The 16372-nt window shown below is 70.4% G+C and carries 12 protein-coding genes; 8 read left to right on the forward strand and 4 right to left on the reverse strand.

All coding sequences use genetic code 11. From position 1 onward, the window contains the following. Nucleotides 1–2 precede the first annotated feature (2 nt). The 6 genes from HNR07_RS32045 (at nucleotide 3) to HNR07_RS32070 (ending at nucleotide 8311) form a co-directional block, all read left to right on the forward strand. Nucleotides 3–1595: an ABC transporter ATP-binding protein gene (locus tag HNR07_RS32045; RefSeq protein WP_312894032.1), complete on the forward strand. Its 1593-nt coding sequence runs from the start codon at nucleotides 3–5 to the stop codon at nucleotides 1593–1595. Continuing rightward, nucleotides 1592–2383: an energy-coupling factor transporter transmembrane component T family protein gene (locus HNR07_RS32050; RefSeq protein WP_184370165.1), complete on the forward strand. Its 792-nt coding sequence runs from the start codon at nucleotides 1592–1594 to the stop codon at nucleotides 2381–2383. Before HNR07_RS32045 ends, HNR07_RS32050 begins: the two co-directional genes overlap by 4 nt. A 37-nt stretch (nucleotides 2384–2420) precedes the next feature. After that, nucleotides 2421–3230, forward strand: a complete 810-nt coding sequence (locus HNR07_RS32055) for an enoyl-CoA hydratase/isomerase family protein (protein WP_184370168.1) — start codon at nucleotides 2421–2423, stop codon at nucleotides 3228–3230. A gap of 435 nt (nucleotides 3231–3665) precedes the next feature. After that, nucleotides 3666–6116 carry a protein kinase domain-containing protein gene (locus HNR07_RS32060; RefSeq protein WP_246420603.1) on the forward strand — a complete coding sequence of 817 codons (2451 nt, stop codon included), beginning with the start codon at nucleotides 3666–3668 and terminating at the stop codon, nucleotides 6114–6116. A 437-nt stretch (nucleotides 6117–6553) separates the two neighbouring features. Further along, nucleotides 6554–7333: an electron transfer flavoprotein subunit beta/FixA family protein gene (locus tag HNR07_RS32065; RefSeq protein WP_184370171.1), complete on the forward strand. Its 780-nt coding sequence runs from the start codon at nucleotides 6554–6556 to the stop codon at nucleotides 7331–7333. A 33-nt stretch (nucleotides 7334–7366) separates the two neighbouring features. Continuing rightward, on the forward strand, nucleotides 7367–8311 hold the full coding sequence (locus HNR07_RS32070; protein WP_184370173.1) for an electron transfer flavoprotein subunit alpha/FixB family protein: 945 nt from the start codon (nucleotides 7367–7369) through the stop codon (nucleotides 8309–8311). 69 nt (nucleotides 8312–8380) lie between these two features. On the opposite strand, the gene HNR07_RS32075 is transcribed toward HNR07_RS32070, so the two are convergent. Then, complete coding sequence (locus HNR07_RS32075; protein WP_184370176.1) at nucleotides 8381–10081, reverse strand: NB-ARC domain-containing protein; 1701 nt, start codon at nucleotides 10079–10081, stop codon at nucleotides 8381–8383. A gap of 175 nt (nucleotides 10082–10256) precedes the next feature. Here HNR07_RS32075 and ligD point away from each other — a divergent pair, with 175 nt between their 5' ends. Next, nucleotides 10257–11174 carry a non-homologous end-joining DNA ligase gene (gene ligD, locus HNR07_RS32080; protein WP_184370179.1) on the forward strand — a complete coding sequence of 306 codons (918 nt, stop codon included), beginning with the start codon at nucleotides 10257–10259 and terminating at the stop codon, nucleotides 11172–11174. Between the two features lie 1035 nt (nucleotides 11175–12209). Here the strand turns inward: ligD and HNR07_RS32085 are convergent. The 3 genes from HNR07_RS32085 to HNR07_RS32095 form a co-directional block, all read right to left on the reverse strand. Next, nucleotides 12210–12512, reverse strand: a complete 303-nt coding sequence (locus HNR07_RS32085; RefSeq protein ID WP_184370181.1) for a hypothetical protein — start codon at nucleotides 12510–12512, stop codon at nucleotides 12210–12212. An 88-nt stretch (nucleotides 12513–12600) separates the two neighbouring features. Then, nucleotides 12601–13362 carry a class I SAM-dependent methyltransferase gene (locus HNR07_RS32090; RefSeq protein ID WP_184370184.1) on the reverse strand — a complete coding sequence of 254 codons (762 nt, stop codon included), beginning with the start codon at nucleotides 13360–13362 and terminating at the stop codon, nucleotides 12601–12603. Then, nucleotides 13359–14126, reverse strand: a complete 768-nt coding sequence (locus tag HNR07_RS32095) for a class I SAM-dependent methyltransferase (protein WP_344076469.1) — start codon at nucleotides 14124–14126, stop codon at nucleotides 13359–13361. Before HNR07_RS32095 ends, HNR07_RS32090 begins: the two co-directional genes overlap by 4 nt. Before the next feature lie 159 nt (nucleotides 14127–14285). Between HNR07_RS32095 and HNR07_RS32100 the strand changes: the two genes are divergently transcribed. After that, nucleotides 14286–16355: a hypothetical protein gene (locus HNR07_RS32100; protein ID WP_184370187.1), complete on the forward strand. Its 2070-nt coding sequence runs from the start codon at nucleotides 14286–14288 to the stop codon at nucleotides 16353–16355. The last annotated feature ends 17 nt before the right edge of the window (nucleotides 16356–16372 follow it).

Consider the following 16372-nt stretch of genomic DNA (forward strand, 5'->3'; position numbering starts at 1 on the left):
CCGTGGCCGCACCGAACGCGCGCGGCGGGAGCAGCGCGAGCCCGGGGAGCGGAGCACGGGTGGAGCTGTCCGGCTGGGGCTGGAAGCACTCCGGCCGCGACACCCACGCCCTGCGCGGGGTGGACCTGACCCTCGAACCCGGGGAACGGGTGCTGCTGCTCGGCGCCTCGGGCGCGGGCAAGTCCACCCTGCTGCATTCCCTGGCCGGGCTCACCGGTGAGGACGCCGCCATCAGCGGCGACCACGAGGGCTCGCTGCTGGTGGACGGTGAGCCCGCGAACCGGAGCCGGGGCGGGGTCGGGCTGGTCAGCCAGGACCCCGAGACCCAGCTCGTGATGGCCCGGGCCGGGGACGACGTCGCCTTCGGCCTGGAGAACCTGGGCGTGGACCCGGAGCTGATCTGGCCGCGGGTCGAGGCGTCCCTGGACGAGGTCGGTTTCCCCTACGGGCTCCGGCACTCCACCGGGGCCCTGTCCGGCGGCGAGAAGCAGCGCCTGGTCATCGCGGGGGCGCTGGCCATGCGACCGCGCCTGCTGCTGCTGGACGAGCCCACCGCCAACCTCGACCCGGCCGGGGCCGAGCTGGTCCGCGCGCTGCTCGCCCGGCTGCTCGCCGAGACCGAGGCGACGCTGGTACTGGTCGAGCACCGGGTCGCCGAGGTCGTGGAGCTGGTGGACCGGGTCGTGGTGGTCGAGCCCGGCGGCGGCGTGATCGCCGACGGCACCCCGGGAGCGGTGTTCGCCGAGCACGGCCGTTCGCTGGCCGCCCAGGGCGTGTGGATCCCCGGGAACGAACCCGAACCCGGGCTCCCGCCCGCCCCCGGCGGGGCGCCCCTGGTGGAGGCCGTGGACGTCAGCGCGCGCACCCCCTTCCAGGTGGGCGTGCGGGCCGCGCCCCGCAGGGTGGTCCTCGAGGACGTGAACGTGGCGCCGGCCGCCGGGACGGCCACCGCCCTGACCGGCCCCAACGGCGCGGGCAAGTCCACACTGCTCACCATGCTGGCCGGGCTGGGCAAGCCGTACCGGGGCCGGGTGCTGCCGCGCGGACCGCTGGCCCAGGCGGACCGGAGACCGCTCGTGCGCTGGCCCGCCCGCCGCCTGGCCCGGCACGTGGGCACGGTCTTCCAGCACGCGGAGGACCAGTTCGTCACCCCCACCGTGCGCGACGAACTCCGCTTCGCGCCGTTGCGCGCGGGGATGGGCGAGCACGCGACCGACGCCTGGGTGGGCGAGCTGATGGAGCGGCTGCGGCTGACCCGGCTGGCCGACGTGCACCCCTACACGCTCTCCGGCGGGGAGAAGCGGCGCCTGTCCGTGGCCACCGCGCTGAGTTCGGGCCCCTCGCACGCCCCGGACGTGCTGGTCCTGGACGAGCCGACCTTCGGTCAGGACACCCGCACCTGGACGGAGCTGGTGGAGCTGCTGGGCGCGCTGCGGGCCGAGGGCCGTGCCGTGGTCATGGCCACCCACGACCAACTGCTCCTGCGCCATCTGACGGACGTACGCGTGCGGGTGGCGGACGGGCGGGCGGTCCAGTACGACCAGGGTTCGGGCAAGCGGGCCGCCTCCGACGCGGTACGAGAGGGGAAGGCGTGAGGGCGGCACACGACACTCGCGGGACGAGCGGGGACACGCTCACCCTGGACGTGCCCGAGGACGGGGGAGCCCGCTACTGGCTGACCGGTCTGAACCCGGCGGCCAAGCTGCTGGCCGCGCTGGCGATCGGGATCGGGCTGATCCCGGCGGTGGACGCCGTCACGGGCGGCGTGGTGCTCTTCGTGGTGCTGCTGACCGTACCGTTCAGCGGCGTGGACCGGCGCACCCTGCTCGTGCTGGGCGGGCCCTTCCTGCTGATGGGGCTCAGCAGCGGAGCGGTCAACTACCTGTACGGCGAGCACGGGCTGGAGGGTGCGGTGGGCGCCGCGGTGCGCCTGCTGGCCATCGCCCTGCCCGGGCTGCTCGCGGCGGTCAGCAGCGACCCCACGGAGGTGTCCGACGGGCTCGTGCAGCGGCTCAGGGTGCCCGAACGCCCCGCCATGGGCGTCCTCGCGGCGCTGCGGCTCATTCCGCTGCTCGCCGACCAGTGGCGGACCATCACGCTCGCCCGCCGGGCCCGCGGGCTGGAGGCCGGACGCAACCCGTTCCGGATCGTCTCGCTGTTCTTCGGGCGGCTGTTCGCGCTGCTGGTGCGCTCCATCCGCACCGGAACCCTGCTGGCCACGGCGATGGACGCGCGCGCCTTCGGCACCGGGAAGCGTACCCACGCCCGGTACAGCCACTGGCGCGGGGCCGACACCCTGCTGCTCGCGGGCACCGCCCTGCTGCTGGTCGGCGCCTACGCGCTGTCCGCGCGGCTGGGGACCCTGGTGCTGCTGTTCGGCTGACCCGGGTGATAGGTAAGCAACTGACACTGACGTCGAAGTGAAGAAGGTGTGCAACGTGGGCGAGTTCGTGCGCGTCGAGGCCGACCCGGAGAACCCCGGTGTGGCCGTCATCCGGATCGACCGGCCCAAGGCGCTGAACGCGCTGAACGGCCAGGTCACCCAGGAGATCGCGGAGGCGGCCGCGGCCGTGTCCGCCGACCCTGCCGTGCGCGCGGTGGTGCTCTACGGCGGTGAGCGGGCGTTCGTGGCCGGGGCCGACATCAAGGAGATGGCCGACCTCACCCACGCGCGGATGCTGGAGTACTCGCGGTCGCTGCAGAACGCCCTGACGGCGGTCGCCCGCATCCCCAAGCCGGTGGTCGCGGCGATCAGCGGCTACGCGCTGGGCGGCGGCTGCGAGCTGGCGCTGTGCGCGGACTTCCGGGTCGCGGGCACCAAGGCCAAGCTCGGCCAGCCCGAGATCCAGCTGGGCGTCATCCCGGGCGCGGGCGGTACCCAGCGCCTGCCGCGCCTGGTGGGCCCGGCCAAGGCCAAGGACCTGGTGTTCAGCGGTCGGCACGTGCGTTCGGAGGAGGCCAGGCAGATCGGCCTCGTGGACGAGGTCGTGGCCGACGAGGAGGTCTACTCGGCCGCCGTCGCCCTGGTCGCCAAGTACGTCGACGGCCCGGCCGTGGCGCTGGCCGCCGCCAAGGAGGCCATCGACCGCGGGATGGAGACCGACCTGGACACCGGTCTGGAGATCGAGCGCCTGCACTTCTCCGGGCTGTTCTCGACCGAGGACCAGAAGGCCGGGATGCGCAGCTTCGTGGAGCAGGGGCCGGGCAAGGCCACCTTCAACGGCCGCTGAGGCCGGTCGGCCCACAGCGTCCCCGAGGAGGCTCGTGACGGCCGTTCACGCAGTTCGAGGCGGGTAGTGTCGGGACGTTCGCCCCGGCGCCCCGCCTCGTTCTTCCGTTGCGGTTTGCTGTCCTTTGTTATCGCTTTGACTTTTTGTCGCGTTAAGTGGTGATACGGGACACTGGGAAGACGTCCGGAACCGGCCAGCCAGGACGAGGAGCGGGGAACCGCTCGCGCGGTTTTTCCGTCATACTCGACACTGGTCGTCCGAGAACGGACGGTTCGCTCGGAGCCCCCGGTGGCGTGCGTCGCGCCCACTCTCTCCGGCGGGACCGAACAGACCACACGGGCCCCTCGGAGGGGCCACACAAGCCAATGTTGACCCATCCCCCGGCCGATAAGCTGGACGTGGTGGTATGTGGTCTTTTGAGGGGATGAGTTCTCGATGGCAATGTCGGCAGGTTTCCCCACGGGTGAAGAGCTGCCGGAGCGCATCGGCCACTACGTGATCCGTCGTCGCATCGGTGCCGGCGGGATGGGCGTGGTGTACCAGGCCGAGGACCCCCGGACCGAACAGTTCGTCGCGGTGAAGGTCCTCAAGCCCGAGGTCGCCGGAGACCACATCGCACGCGCCCGGCTCGCCCGCGAGGTCGAGACGATGCGCCGTGTGCAGAGCCCCAACGTGGCCGAGGTCATCGACGCGGACACCCAGGCCGAGCTGCCCTGGGTGGTCACCGAGTACATCCCCGGGCCCACCCTGGACGCCACCGTCACCGACCACGGACCCCTGCGCGGCCGCGCTCTGACCCGCTTCGTCACCGGTATGGCCCGAGCGATCAAGGACATCCACGCGGTAGAGGTGATCCACCGCGACCTCAAGCCCGGCAACGTGATCATCTCCAACGGCGAGCCGATCGTCATCGACTTCGGCATCGCGCACGCCGTGGACGGCGCCAAGCTGACCCAGACCGGCACGTTCGTCGGCACGCCCAGCTACCTGTCCCCGGAGGTCATCGAGGGCACGGACCTGGGCCCGGCCACCGACGTGCACGCCTGGGGCGGCACCGTCGCCTTCGCCTCGACCGGGCGCCCGCCCTACGGGGCCGGTTCGTTCGAGGTCATCTTCTTCCGGATCCTCAACGGCGAGATCGACATGGACGGGATGCACGAGGCCCTGCGCCCGCTCGTCAACCGCGCCGTCTCCCGGGACATGTCGGCCCGTCCGAGCGCCGCGGAGCTGGTGGTCGAGACCGGACGCCTCAACCTCGACCTGCCCTGGACCGAGACCCCCGGCACGCCGCCGTCCACCGGGGAGACCGGCAAGCACACCATGCAGGCCCCCGCTCCGACTCAGAGCCCCGCCGCCTCGGGCGGCCGCGGCGGCGGCCCCGGTCGGGGCGGAGCCGCCGCGGCGGGTGCCGCGGGCGCCGTGCTCGGCGGTGCGGGGGGCTACCTCGCGGGCAGGGCCTCCGAAGGCTGGGGTCCCGCGCACACGCGTGGCGGTGTCCCCAACACCTCGAGCGCCTGGGGCAGCCCCTCGGCTCCCCAGACCAGCCACGCCCAGTCCGGGGGGCACACCAGCCACGCCCGGTCCGGTGGCTGGGGTTCGGTCGACGACGAGGCCACCGATGACCTGAGCGGCGGGCGCGCCACCGGCTGGGGATCCGCCGACGAGGACGCCACGGACGACCTCAGCGGAGCGCGTTCCACCGGATACGGCCAGCCCTCGGGCGGCGCGAACGTCACCGGCGGGGGTCGCCGGGCCACCGGCTGGGGGCAGGACGACGAGGCCACCGATGACCTGAGCGGCGGGCGCGCCACCGGCTGGGGCCACGACGACGAGGCCACCGACGACCTGTCCAACATGGCCGGGACCGAGCGGATCACCCCCGGCTCCCCGAGCGACCTCGACGACCCCCAGGGCACTCAGCGGATCCAGCCCGTCCAGGACGACGTGCGGGGTACCCAGCGGATCAACCCGGGCGACCTGGCCCGGCAGGACCCGGCCGGGACCATGATGATGGGACCCGCCGAGACCGGACGCCACCAGCGCGACCAGGGTGAGCCGGAGGGCCCCGCGCACACCCAGTTCTTCAACTCCCCGCTGGACCCGAACGCCTTCCAGGACATCCTGACCCCGGTCGGCCGGGACAACCGGTCGAACAACACGCAGGAGTTCGACGAGGACGACTACCAGGAGCGCGGCGGCCTGCTCGGACGCTTCAGGCGCGGTAGTACCGACAAGTTCGGCGACTACTTCCGCGGCGACGGCCACGGCGGCGAGTACGACGAGTACGAGGACGACGAGTACTACGACGAGTACTGGCGGATGCACCCGCTGGTGCTCATCCCGATCATGCTCGCCCTGGCCGGTGTGGCCCTGTGGTTCCCGTGGATCGGTATCTTCCTCGGCATCGTCGTCATCGCCGGTCTGAGCGCGCTGGACGTGGTCAAGTCCGAGCACGCGCGACGCCTCCAGACGCGGGGCCCGAAGAGCTCCGACAACATGGTGGTGGTGCTCAGCTTCCCCTGGGCCTTCGGCCGGATGGCGCTGCGCACGGTCGGGTTCGGACTGATCTACCTGCTGGGCGGCATCCTCATCGGGATGGTCTACGCGACGATCGTGGACGCGCCGGGGGAGGGCGCCAACTACACGGCTGCCTTCGCGGTGTTCGTGATGATCCTGCTGAGCTACATCATGCCCAGCGGGCGTGAGGCTCGTCACCAGGCGGTCTGGATGGTGGAGCGGATCAAGTTCACCAACCTGTACGTGTACGCGGGCGTGGTGATCGCCGTCATCCTGTTCATGATGCTGATCCTGTCGACGGGTCTCACCTCGGCGCCGATCTGGACCACGGGCGGGCCCGGCGGCCCGTCGGACTGGCTCAACAACTAGGCAGGGACTCGGCCACCGGGCGCGAGCTGCGCGGACGCTCCTTCTCCCGCCGGGAGGGGGAGCGTCCGGCGTTTGGGGGCGGTGCGCCAGCGAACGGCGTGTGTCCTGTCACTAAAGTGGGAGGCGGGGGCACCGCGCCCCGGCCGGTCGACGGCTGGTAGTACCTGGTTGTCGCCGTAGCGGCGGCCCGGCGACGGCCGCCGAGCACGTTTTGGTTAGGGTTTCCTAAGTTGAATGTGGGGGCGCGGGTTGGCCTTCAAGCTACTTGTGAGTAACATAAGTGTTATGAGCACATGAGCGGGGCGGCTGTAGACGTGTACACCGGACCCGCCGTCGGATGGCCGAACGGCATTCGGCATTGTTGGCAGTAACGGGGCGCGCCAGCGCCCACCCGCCTGACGGCGGCTATGGGAGTGCAGGGAGGTCGGCCACCGGCCATGAATATTGTCGTTTTGGTCAAGCAGGTCCCGGACACGGCGACCGAACGGAAGCTCAACGCCGATGACAAGACGCTGGACCGCGCAGCGTCCGACGGCGTCATCAACGAGCTCTGCGAGTACGCCATCGAAGAGGCGCTCCTTCTCAAGGAGAAGCACGGCGGCGAGGTCACCATCCTGACGATGGGCCCGGACCAGGCCACGGACTCGATCCGCAAGGCCCTGTCCATGGGTGCCGACAAGGCCGTCTTCGTCAACGACGACGCGCTGCACGGCTCCGACGCCGTCCAGTCCGCCTACGCGCTCGCGCAGGCCCTGGGCACGCTCGAGTTCGACCTGGTCGTCCTCGGCTCGGAGTCCACCGACGCCCGCACCGGTGTCATGGGTGCCGCGCTCGCCGAGTACCTCGGCCTGCCCCAGCTCACGCTGGCCGGCAAGGTCGACGTCGACGGCAGCGCCATCAAGATCCAGCGTCAGACCGACTACGGTTACGACGTGGTCGAGGCTCAGCTCCCGGCGGTCGTCTCCGTCGTGGAAAAGATCAACGAGCCGCGCTACCCGTCCTTCAAGCTGATCATGCAGGCGAAGAAGAAGCCGGTCGACAAGAAGTCCGCGGCCGACGCGGGCATCGACACCGGCAAGGTCGGTCTGGCCAACGCCACCACCGAGACCGTCGACTTCGCCGCCGCGCCGCCGCGCGCCGCGGGCACGATCGTCAAGGACGAGGGCGACGGCGGCACCAAGGCCGCCGACTTCCTCGCCGAGAAGAAGTTCGTGTAGGTCAGGCGAGAGACTCAGGAAGGTTCAAGGATTATGGCTGAGGTCCTCGTCCTCGTCGACCACGTCGACGGACAGGTCAAGAAGGTCACCACCGAGCTGCTGACCGCTGCGCGCCGCATCGGCGAGCCCGCCGCGGTGTGGGTCGGCGAAGGTGTGGAGTCGGGCAAGGCCGCGCTGGCCGAGTTCGGCGCCGAGAAGGTCTACGTGGCTCCGGCCGAGGTGAACGACTACGTCGTTGCCCCCAAGGCCGAGCTGCTCACCAAGCTCGCCCAGGACAAGGGCGCCGCCGCCATCCTCGTCTCGGCCACCGCCGAGAACAAGGAGATCGCCGGCCGCACCGCCGTGAAGCTGGGCTCCGGTGTGCTCACCGACGTCGTCGACGTCAACGCCGAGCTCGTCACCGAGCACAGCATCTTCGGTGGCGCCACCGTCACCCACGCCCGCGTGCGCACCGGTGTGCCGGTCATCGCGGTTCGCCCGAACTCCGTCGTCCCGGAGGCCGCCGCCGGCGCCGCCGCCGAGGAGGCCGTCTCGGTCGAGATCTCCGACGCCGCCAAGACCGCCAAGGTCGTCGAGCGCGTCGTCCAGGAGAAGGGCGAGCGCCCCGAGCTCACCGAGGCCGCCATCGTGGTCTCCGGTGGCCGCGGCGTGGGCTCCGACGACTTCGCCGTCGTCGAGAACCTGGCCGACTCCCTCGGCGCCGCCGTCGGTGCCTCGCGCGCCGTCGTCGACTCCGGCTGGTACCCGAACCAGTTCCAGGTCGGCCAGACCGGTAAGACGGTCAGCCCGAACCTGTACATCGCCCTGGGCATCTCCGGCGCGATCCAGCACCGGGCGGGTATGCAGACCTCGAAGAACATCGTCGCGGTCAACAAGGACCCCGAGGCGCCGATCTTCGAGCTCGCCGACTTCGGCGTCGTGGGTGACCTGCACACGGTCGCCCCGCAGCTGACCGAGGAGATCAACAAGCGCAAGTAGTACGAGCGCTTCGCGTATCCAAGCCAACGCCCGACCGGAGGAGACTCCGGTCGGGCGTTGGCTCTTCGCTCATCGCCGCCGGTGCTCCGCGAGAAGTGAGCTGATGTCCTCGGCCAGGGGCGATCCCGTTCCCTCAACGAGAGCCAGTGCCCTCTTGAAGGCAGGAATGATCTTTCGCTGCTCACCGGTCCTGGTGAAGAGCTGGGCAAGGTCCGCCCACACGATGGCCTGGCCGAACCTGTCCTTGTCCTTTTTGAAGAGCCTCAGCGCGTGCCGGAGGTTCACTTCGGCACTATCGGCTTCTAGCCAGGCTGCGGGATGGGAACCGAGAAGCAGTGAAGCCTGAGCTTCACCACGCCGGTCACTCGTTCTGCTGGCGTTGTCCCGGGCGATAGAGAGCATGGCCTCGCCCGGCCTGATGCCACAGTGAGGGAAGAGGGCCTCGCCTAGTTCGAGAGGCAGGTCTATCGCGATGTCGGTGCGTCCGAGAGCATCTGCCAAGCGCACCATTTCGGCAAGGTTGTCGACCTCTTCGAAGAACCAGGAACCGGTTCGGGACCGTAGATCCCGTGAGTGGCGGTCCTCATCCACCGGAGCGCGCTCGCGGGCAGTGTCCGCGTAGTACTCCATGAGCCTGATCAACGCGGCGAGGACTTCCTCTACCGGGGGCTGGGCAACCCTGAGCCGAACGTAGTCAGAGGTCAGCGTGTGAAGGGACCAACGCTCCTTCAAGGATCGCTGGAGGAGTTGGGCATCAGCCAATTCGGTGGCTAGTGACCGGACCTTGTCCTCGGTGAGATCGGCCAGCGCTGCCGCCGCCCCGAGACAGACACTCTCGACGGGGGCAACGTTCATCAGGGTGAGCAACCGTACCTGTTCGGGTCCGAGTCGCGCGACCGTGAGATCGAGCATCCGGTTGATTGACCGGTGCCCGTCGTCGAGGGTCTCCAGACGCCGCGCAGAGCTGAGCGACGCTGCGATCCCGGTCAGGTCGAGGTCTGGGAAGGGCACAGAGCGGATCAGCGCCGCACAGGTGCTGAGAGCCAGTGGTAGGCCTGCGCAGGCTCGGGCGATCGACCGTGCCGCCTCTGGCTCGTGTTCCAAGGGCGAGCCGTCGTCCAGTTCGTTCAGCAGTGAGGCCAGCACCTCTAACGACTTCGCCTCGCTGAGCGGTCGGAGCTCAAGACGCCGGGCTGATAGAGCGGACAGGCCCGAGCGCGAGGTCACCAGGACGCGGTGCCCACCCGGACCGGGAAGGAGTGGTTCCAGTTGGGCCGCTGAACCGGCGTTGTCGGTCAATACGAGTATCGGGCCGCCGAGTTCTGAAGCGGCACGGGTGAGTTCTTGACGGTAGACAGACCCAGCGTCCACCACATCTCTGTCGCGCTTCCCGAGGGAGTGCAGCAACGACGACAGCGCCTGTTCGGGGGAGAGCGGCTCGGGATCGTAACCGCGCAGGTTGACGAAGAGGGCACCGGAGAACCAGCCGCGTTCCAGGGCGGTGTTCGCGGCGCTCACGGCCAGGGCGCTCTTGCCCACGCCGCCCATGCCGGAGACGACCGAGACCATGACCCCGCCGGAGGCTTTCGGAGCGGAGGGATCGAGAAGGGCCAGGAGCTCGTCGATTTCCCTCTTGCGGCCGGTGAAGCCGGCGGGCGGGGCGGGCAGGGAGTTCAGCGGCGCTGGCGGAGGTCCCAAGTACTGGTTGAACTGCTTGGCGATGACGTCCCGGCCCGCACGGCTGTGGCTGATGTCGTAGCGCTCGGGCATGGGACTCCTTGGGGCAGGGGTTCTGGCTACTCCTTTCGACGCTCCTGGCGCCGGAACCGTTCACCGGGCATCACAGCAGGTGGTTTGCACTATATGAAACGTTAGGTGTGGTTTTCAGGGCATGCGTCCGGGTAGATCCGGCGCACGAAGACCCAGACCGGAGGAGGTTCGGTTGATGCGGACGACGGTGCGGGCGGGGCGGCGCAAGGTGGAGGTCAGGCACGCCGACAAGCCTCTCTTCGGGTCCGGCGGGGCGACCAAGGCCGATCTGGCCGACTACTACGCGAGGATCGCGCCTCTGATGCTGCCGCTGGTCCGGGGGCGTCCGGTGGCGCTGGAGCGTTACGTGGAGGGCATCGGCTCCCCGGGGTTCCTGGTCCAGCACCCCTCGCACCCCAAGTGGATCCGCACGGTGTGGACCTCCTCGGGACGGATGATGGAGTGCCAGGAGGCGGCCGCCCTGGTGTGGTGCGCCGACCAGGACGCCATCACCCTGCACACCTGGTCCTCGCGCACCCCGCGCCTGGGGCTGCCGGACCGGATGGTGCTGGACCTCGACCCGGTGGACTCGGGGGAGGACTCCTTCGAGTCCTGCCGTGACGCGGCCTGGAACGTACGCGAGGTCCTGGGCGAGCTCGGCCTGGCCGCGTACGTGATGACCACCGGCTCCCGCGGCCTGCACATCCACTCGCCGCTCCGACCGGAGGTGGACGACCAGGACGTGCGAAGGCTCGCCAAGGCCGTCGCCGACCGAGTGGCCGCCCGCGCCCCCGACGAGTGGACCACCCGCGTGCGCAAGGCCGCCCGTCACGGCCGAATGTTCGTGGACTACCTGCGCAACGGCCCCACCCAACTCGCCGTCGCGCCCTACTCGGTCCGAGCCAGACCCGGCGCCCCAGTGGCCACCCCGGTGACCTGGGAGGAACTGGACCAGCTCACCTCCTCCCAGGACTTCGGCATCGACCTGGAACGCCAGGAGTGCCCCTTCGCCGGAATGCGCAGGCACGCCAGATCCCCGCGCCGCGCGCTCTCCCTCCTGGACGACAGAGAGGGCGGCGTGGTCCCCCGGCCCCGCCCCGAGAAAGGGAAGTAGCGGAGAGCGAGACTGTCACGTAGGGGTCTGTGCGGGCCGGGGGTGAGATTGCCTCCGGTCACTCGGCGGGGGAGGTGGGGTCCGGGGTGGTAGGCGGGCCCCGAAGGGGCTCAGGAGGCCCAGGAGCCCAGCGGCAACTGCCAACCGCCAACTGTCTCGGCCTTCGGCCGTTGCCTTCCCCAGACCCGCGCGGATCGTTTCGCGTGTCGCGGCCGGTCAAGGAGAGCGACGCAACAGCGGTGGTGATGGTGTCCGGGTGCCTGTTTCGGTCCTGGGTTTGAAGATGATCTTGCTACCAGGGGCGAGTTCGGCGCCGAACTCGCCCCTGGTAGCAAGATCACCGGGGGTGTAGGGGTTTCGGGCGCAGCGGACAGTCCTGGGAGCGGGTTTCGGGTGCGGGGTGCAGGGTGCGGGGGCGGGTCACCCGTACCCGGGTGAGGGGAAGGTCCGGGGTGAGCAGTGCGGGTGGGGGCGGGTACGGGCCTGGACTCCGGAGCGCTTTCCCGGGGAGAAGCGAGCCCGGTTGCCAAAGTGGAGGGGCCGCCCGTGAGCACCCCCGTTGGAAGCACCCTCATCGCCCCGAGTGGTTCCGGCACGGGGGCTCGGCCGGCCTCCACCCCCACCACCACGACAGCAGGACCGGTTCCCGCCAGCCCCGGCCTCCTGCTGCCTTCGCCGCAGCCTTTCGTCAGCGGCCTTGACCGGCCGCGACACGCGACCCGGTGCGCGCAGGCCTGGGGAAGGCTCCGGCCGAAGGCCGCGCGGTCGGTAGCTGCCGTTGGGCCCCTTCGGGGCCCGGCCCCGTCTGCCACCCGACCGCACCTGCCCCGTTTCCCGACAGCCGCCCACCGCCGTCGTAGCGAAGCGGGTCAAGGTGGAGCGCCCGGAGCCAAGCGAGGACGTACGACCCTGACGCGCGCAGCGCAGACGGCAACCATCAAGCGGCGGGAAACGGGGGATCGGACCGTAGAGAGCCGGTGATACCCGGCTTGGCGCTGCTTGGCGGTCCCCGCGTTTTGGGGCTTGGCGCCGGGGCTACCAGAGACCTGAGCGGTCGGGGACGAGCATCGCGTCGTGGACCGCGTCCCAGCGGACGAAGCGCATGCCGGCTCCCTCGTTGAGGTCCTGCACGACGGCGTCGATGGATTGGCGGTCGAACTCGTCGGTCAGCTCCTGGTCGCCGTCGCGGTAGTCGGCGATGAGGCCGGTCACGTACTGGCGCAGGGGAGTGATGCCGAGGCGGGCCGCTGCCCGTGCCTGCTGTCCCCAGCGGGCGTCGTGGGGGATCCACGCCGCGATCACTTCGGTGGGGGTGGGGACGTACTCAGATGCGGCCATGCGGCCACCGTAGAACGAAAGGTGATGGCGGGCACACGGATTCGCGAGTTGGCCGATCGGCCAGCCCGTACGGCGCCGGGGACCGGGGTCAGTGTTTGCGGAGGACGATCAGCAGGTTCCAGGTGACGATCTCGCGCAGCAGGGGCACGTGCACGATGGGTTTCATCCAGGTGGGCAGGTAGCGCGGTCGGAGGTCGACGACGTCGACGTCGGTCTGGGCGCGGGCCCAGCGGATCATTTCCTTGGCGTGGGCGGCGTACATGGTGCGGCCGAAGTCGTTCTTGGGGCGGCGGCCGTTCTTGCGGGTGAAGCGTTCGGCCGCGTAGGCACCGCCCAGGTAGTGCCAGGGGGAGGTCTCGTGGCCGCCCCACGGGGAGAGCCAGAGGGTGTAGGAGAGGTAGACGAGCCCGCCGGGGCGGGTCACGCGGACCATCTCGTCGGCCATGCGGGTCCGGTCGGGCACGTGCTCCAGGACATTGGAGGAGAAGCACACGTCCACGGTGCCGGTCTGGAGGGGCAGGTCGAGGGCGCTGCCCTGGACGGCGTTGGCGTCGGCCTCGCGGCCGTGCAGGGTCATCTCGTGCGCGTCCGAGTCCACGCACAGGCAGCGGGCTCCGGAGGCGCGCAGGGCGTCGGCGAAGTAGCCCGGACCGCCGCCCACGTCCACGACCAGTTTTCCGTCCAGGGGCGTGTAGGAGCGCAGCTGGTCGACGGTGTCGCGGGCCAGCTCGCCGTAGAAGAACGCCGGGTCGGTCTGTTCCTTGCGGAAGGCCGAGAACAGCCCCACGGAGCGTGCGAGGGTCGCCCGGAACGCAATGGTGCCGTCGGGGCCGGGCCTGGTGGCGGTCATGCAGGCACCTCGGTCACCTCGATGTAGTGCCGCAGGTGCCGCCAGTGGTCGCCGCCCCAGTACTCGTCGGAGGCGGTGATCCGCGCGTTGGGGAGGAGTTCGGCGACGCGCTCGGTGCGCAGGGTGTGCATCCGCATCGGTGCCGGGTAGCGCAGGATCACCCGCTGGGCGAGGGCGACCAGCGGCCAGGGCGCGTACTTGAAGACGAGGCCCTTGAAGGTGCGCCGCTCGGACTCGGGCACGCCGACCACCAGGGCGCCGCCGGGCCGCACCACGCGGGCGAACTCGCGCAGGTAGCCCTCGGCGAGGTCGGTGGGCAGGTGCTGGAGGACGAGGTCGGTGTAGACCAGGTCGAAGGAGTCGGAGTCGAACATCGACAGGTCCGGGCGCTCGTTCAGGACGAAGTCGATCCGACCCCCGGAGCGGTCCAGGCGGCGCGCCTCCTCGAGCATGGGCGCGGAGATGTCCACGCCCACCACCCGGTCGAAGTGCGCGGCCAGGGCGTTGGAGAGCCGCCCGGCACCGCAGCCGAAGTCCAGGACGCGGCCGCGCCGGGCGGCGAGGCCGAGCTCGTCCAGGCGGGCGATGGCCGGGTCGATGTCCGAGCGGCCGGAGGCGAGGAAGTCGTCGTCGTCCCACCCGCCGTCACGCTTGGCCGGATCCACGCAGACCGCCCACAGCGGCTCGGTGGAACCCAGTCGGGTCCAGTCTCGGCGGACTTGTTCCAGACCCACCGACATCACCCCCACAATGCTTGTGACCACCCGTTGCTCACCACTTCGAACAGCCCTGACTGGAGCTTGTTCCTGTTCTGGGTGCGCGGGCCATCAGGACCTGCGACAACGGTCAAGGAAGAAAGTGGAACGTGTTGTATTCTGGCACCCATTTTCCGGGTTGGCCAACCTATGGCGGGGAGAGTACCCATGTCGCCTGATTCCCCCACGGCGCCAGATGTGGACGGCGGGGCGGCCCCCAGCGTACGCCGGGCGCTCGACGAGACGGACGACCAGGGCCCCACCTACGGCGACGTGCTGGCCGCCTCCCTCGCCTCGTTGCGCGGACTGTGGCGGGACCGGATCTTCCAGATCGGGCTGGGGATCGTGCTCGCCGCGCTCCTGCTCAAGGTCTACGTGCTGAGCCAGTCGTACTTCGTCGAGGACGACTTCCTCTTCTTCGCCGCCGCGAACGCGGGCGACCTCTCCCCCGAGTACCTGCTGGAACTGCACAAGGGCCACTTCATGCCCGGCGCCCTGTTCCTGGTGTACGTCCAGACCGCCTTCGGCCCCTACCACTGGCTGTCCGCCGCGGGCACCATGCTCATCCTGCAGGGCACCGCGATCCTGGCCTTCTTCCGGCTGGTATGGGAACTGTTCGGCCGCCGCTGGGCCCTGCTCGTGCCGCTGACGGTGTACGCGCTGGCCCCGCTGACCATCCCGGTCCTGGGCTGGTGGTCGGCCGCGCTCAACGCCGTGCCCTTCCAGCTGGCGATCGTCCTGGCGCTGCTGTGGACCGTGCGCTACCTGCGCACCGACAACTCCCTCTTCGCCTGGTGGGCGACGGGCGCGGTCGTGTTCGGGATGCTGTTCTCGGTCAAGGCCGTGTTCCTGCCGCCGCTGCTGCTCGCGGTCGCGGTCGCCTTCCTCTACCCGGGTGGGCTCCTCTCGGCGGCGCGGTACGCCTTCTGGCGGCACCGGGCCTTCTGGCTGGCGATGGTCGCGGTCAGCGCGGGCTACCTCCTCCTCTACCTGTCAAGGCAGAACGCCTCCACCACCGGTGAAGGGGCCTCGGTCCCGGTGTCCGAGGTGGCCGGGCAGCTGGTGCGGCGGATGATCGGCGAGGTGTTCCCCACCGTCGCCCTCGGCGGACCCTTCCAGTGGGGGCCGGTCACCCCGGCCGGCGGCCTGGTGGACCCCATCGGATTCGTGCTGCTCGGCGCGTGGATCGTGCTCGTCGCGATCGTGATCGCGAGCCTGCGGGTACGCCGCGCGGCCTGGCGGGCCTGGGCGATCCTGCTCGGCTACCTGGTGTTCGCGGACGTCGTCCCCACCATCATCGCCCGGGGCGCCGTGTACGGCGAGGTCGGTTCGGATCCCCGCTATGTCGCCGACGCCGCGGTGGTGTTCGCCCTGGTCCTGGCGCTGGCCTTCCTCGCGACCCGGGAGGAGCGCGCCCGAGAATGGGTGGGCAACGCGGGGGAGGAGCGTCGTCGCCGCGGTCGGATACAGCTCCTGCGGCCGCCTCGGAACGTGTGGGCGGCCGCGATCGCCGTCACGCTGGTCTACGCGGGTTCGGCGTCCTACTCCACCTACACCTACGCGCAGACCCTCAGCGGGGACCGGCAGCGCGAGTACCTGGCCAATGTCCGGGCGTCCCTGGAGGACGTGCCCAGGGGTGCGGGCCTGTACAGCCGGGCGGTCCCCGACGACATCGTCCTGGACTGGAACGGGCCCCGCCGACTCAGCTCCTACGTCCTGTCCCCGCTGGCCGACCGCGGTGTCGCCGCGCGGATGTACTCGCCGCAGGAGTCCGACAGCGCCTATGTCTTCGACGAGGAGGGACACCTCGTGGAGGCCGCGCCGACCGCTCGCGCCAATGCCTTCCGGCCCTCGGAGGACGAGGACTGCATGGAGAGCTGGGACGGCCTGATGTCCTGGAGGGTGTGGGAGGTCGGTGGGATCGAGCAGGTCGCGACCATCGGCTACACCTCGGAGGAGGACGCCAACCTGGTGGTGGTCGTGGGTGAGGCGGAGATCGAGACCGAGCTCCCCGCAGCGCCCGACGGCGGGTTCTGGTACGTGCCGGTCAGTGAGCGGGACAACCAGTTCACCCTGTTCACCGACGCCGAGAAGACGTGCGTGACTTGGGCCTCGCTCGGCCACCTGTTCCCGGCCGAGCAGGTCGCGGAGGAGGACGAGGAGGCCCAGGAGGGTTCCGAGTCCGAGGAACCTGAGGACGAGGGCACCGAGGACACCGAAGCCCCTGGGGAGGGCTGAGGAGGGCCGAGGGGGCT

The organism is Nocardiopsis metallicus (assembly GCF_014201115.1).
In the GTDB taxonomy this organism is placed as follows: Bacteria; Actinomycetota; Actinomycetes; order Streptosporangiales; family Streptosporangiaceae; genus Nocardiopsis; species Nocardiopsis metallicus.

Excerpts from the sequence above, each read along its gene's own strand:
- HNR07_RS32065 (WP_184370171.1), top strand. The coding sequence starts at position 6,554 with ATGAATATTGTCGTTTTGGTCAAGCAGGTCCCGGACACGGCGACCGAA.
- HNR07_RS32070 (WP_184370173.1), top strand. The coding sequence starts at position 7,367 with ATGGCTGAGGTCCTCGTCCTCGTCGACCACGTCGACGGACAGGTCAAG.
- HNR07_RS32090 (WP_184370184.1), bottom strand. The coding sequence starts at position 13,362 with ATGACCGCCACCAGGCCCGGCCCCGACGGCACCATTGCGTTCCGGGCG.
- ligD (WP_184370179.1), top strand. The coding sequence starts at position 10,257 with ATGCGGACGACGGTGCGGGCGGGGCGGCGCAAGGTGGAGGTCAGGCAC.
- HNR07_RS32085 (WP_184370181.1), bottom strand. The coding sequence starts at position 12,512 with ATGGCCGCATCTGAGTACGTCCCCACCCCCACCGAAGTGATCGCGGCG.
- HNR07_RS32060 (WP_246420603.1), top strand. The coding sequence starts at position 3,666 with ATGGCAATGTCGGCAGGTTTCCCCACGGGTGAAGAGCTGCCGGAGCGC.
- HNR07_RS32075 (WP_184370176.1), bottom strand. The coding sequence starts at position 10,081 with ATGCCCGAGCGCTACGACATCAGCCACAGCCGTGCGGGCCGGGACGTC.
- HNR07_RS32100 (WP_184370187.1), top strand. The coding sequence starts at position 14,286 with ATGTCGCCTGATTCCCCCACGGCGCCAGATGTGGACGGCGGGGCGGCC.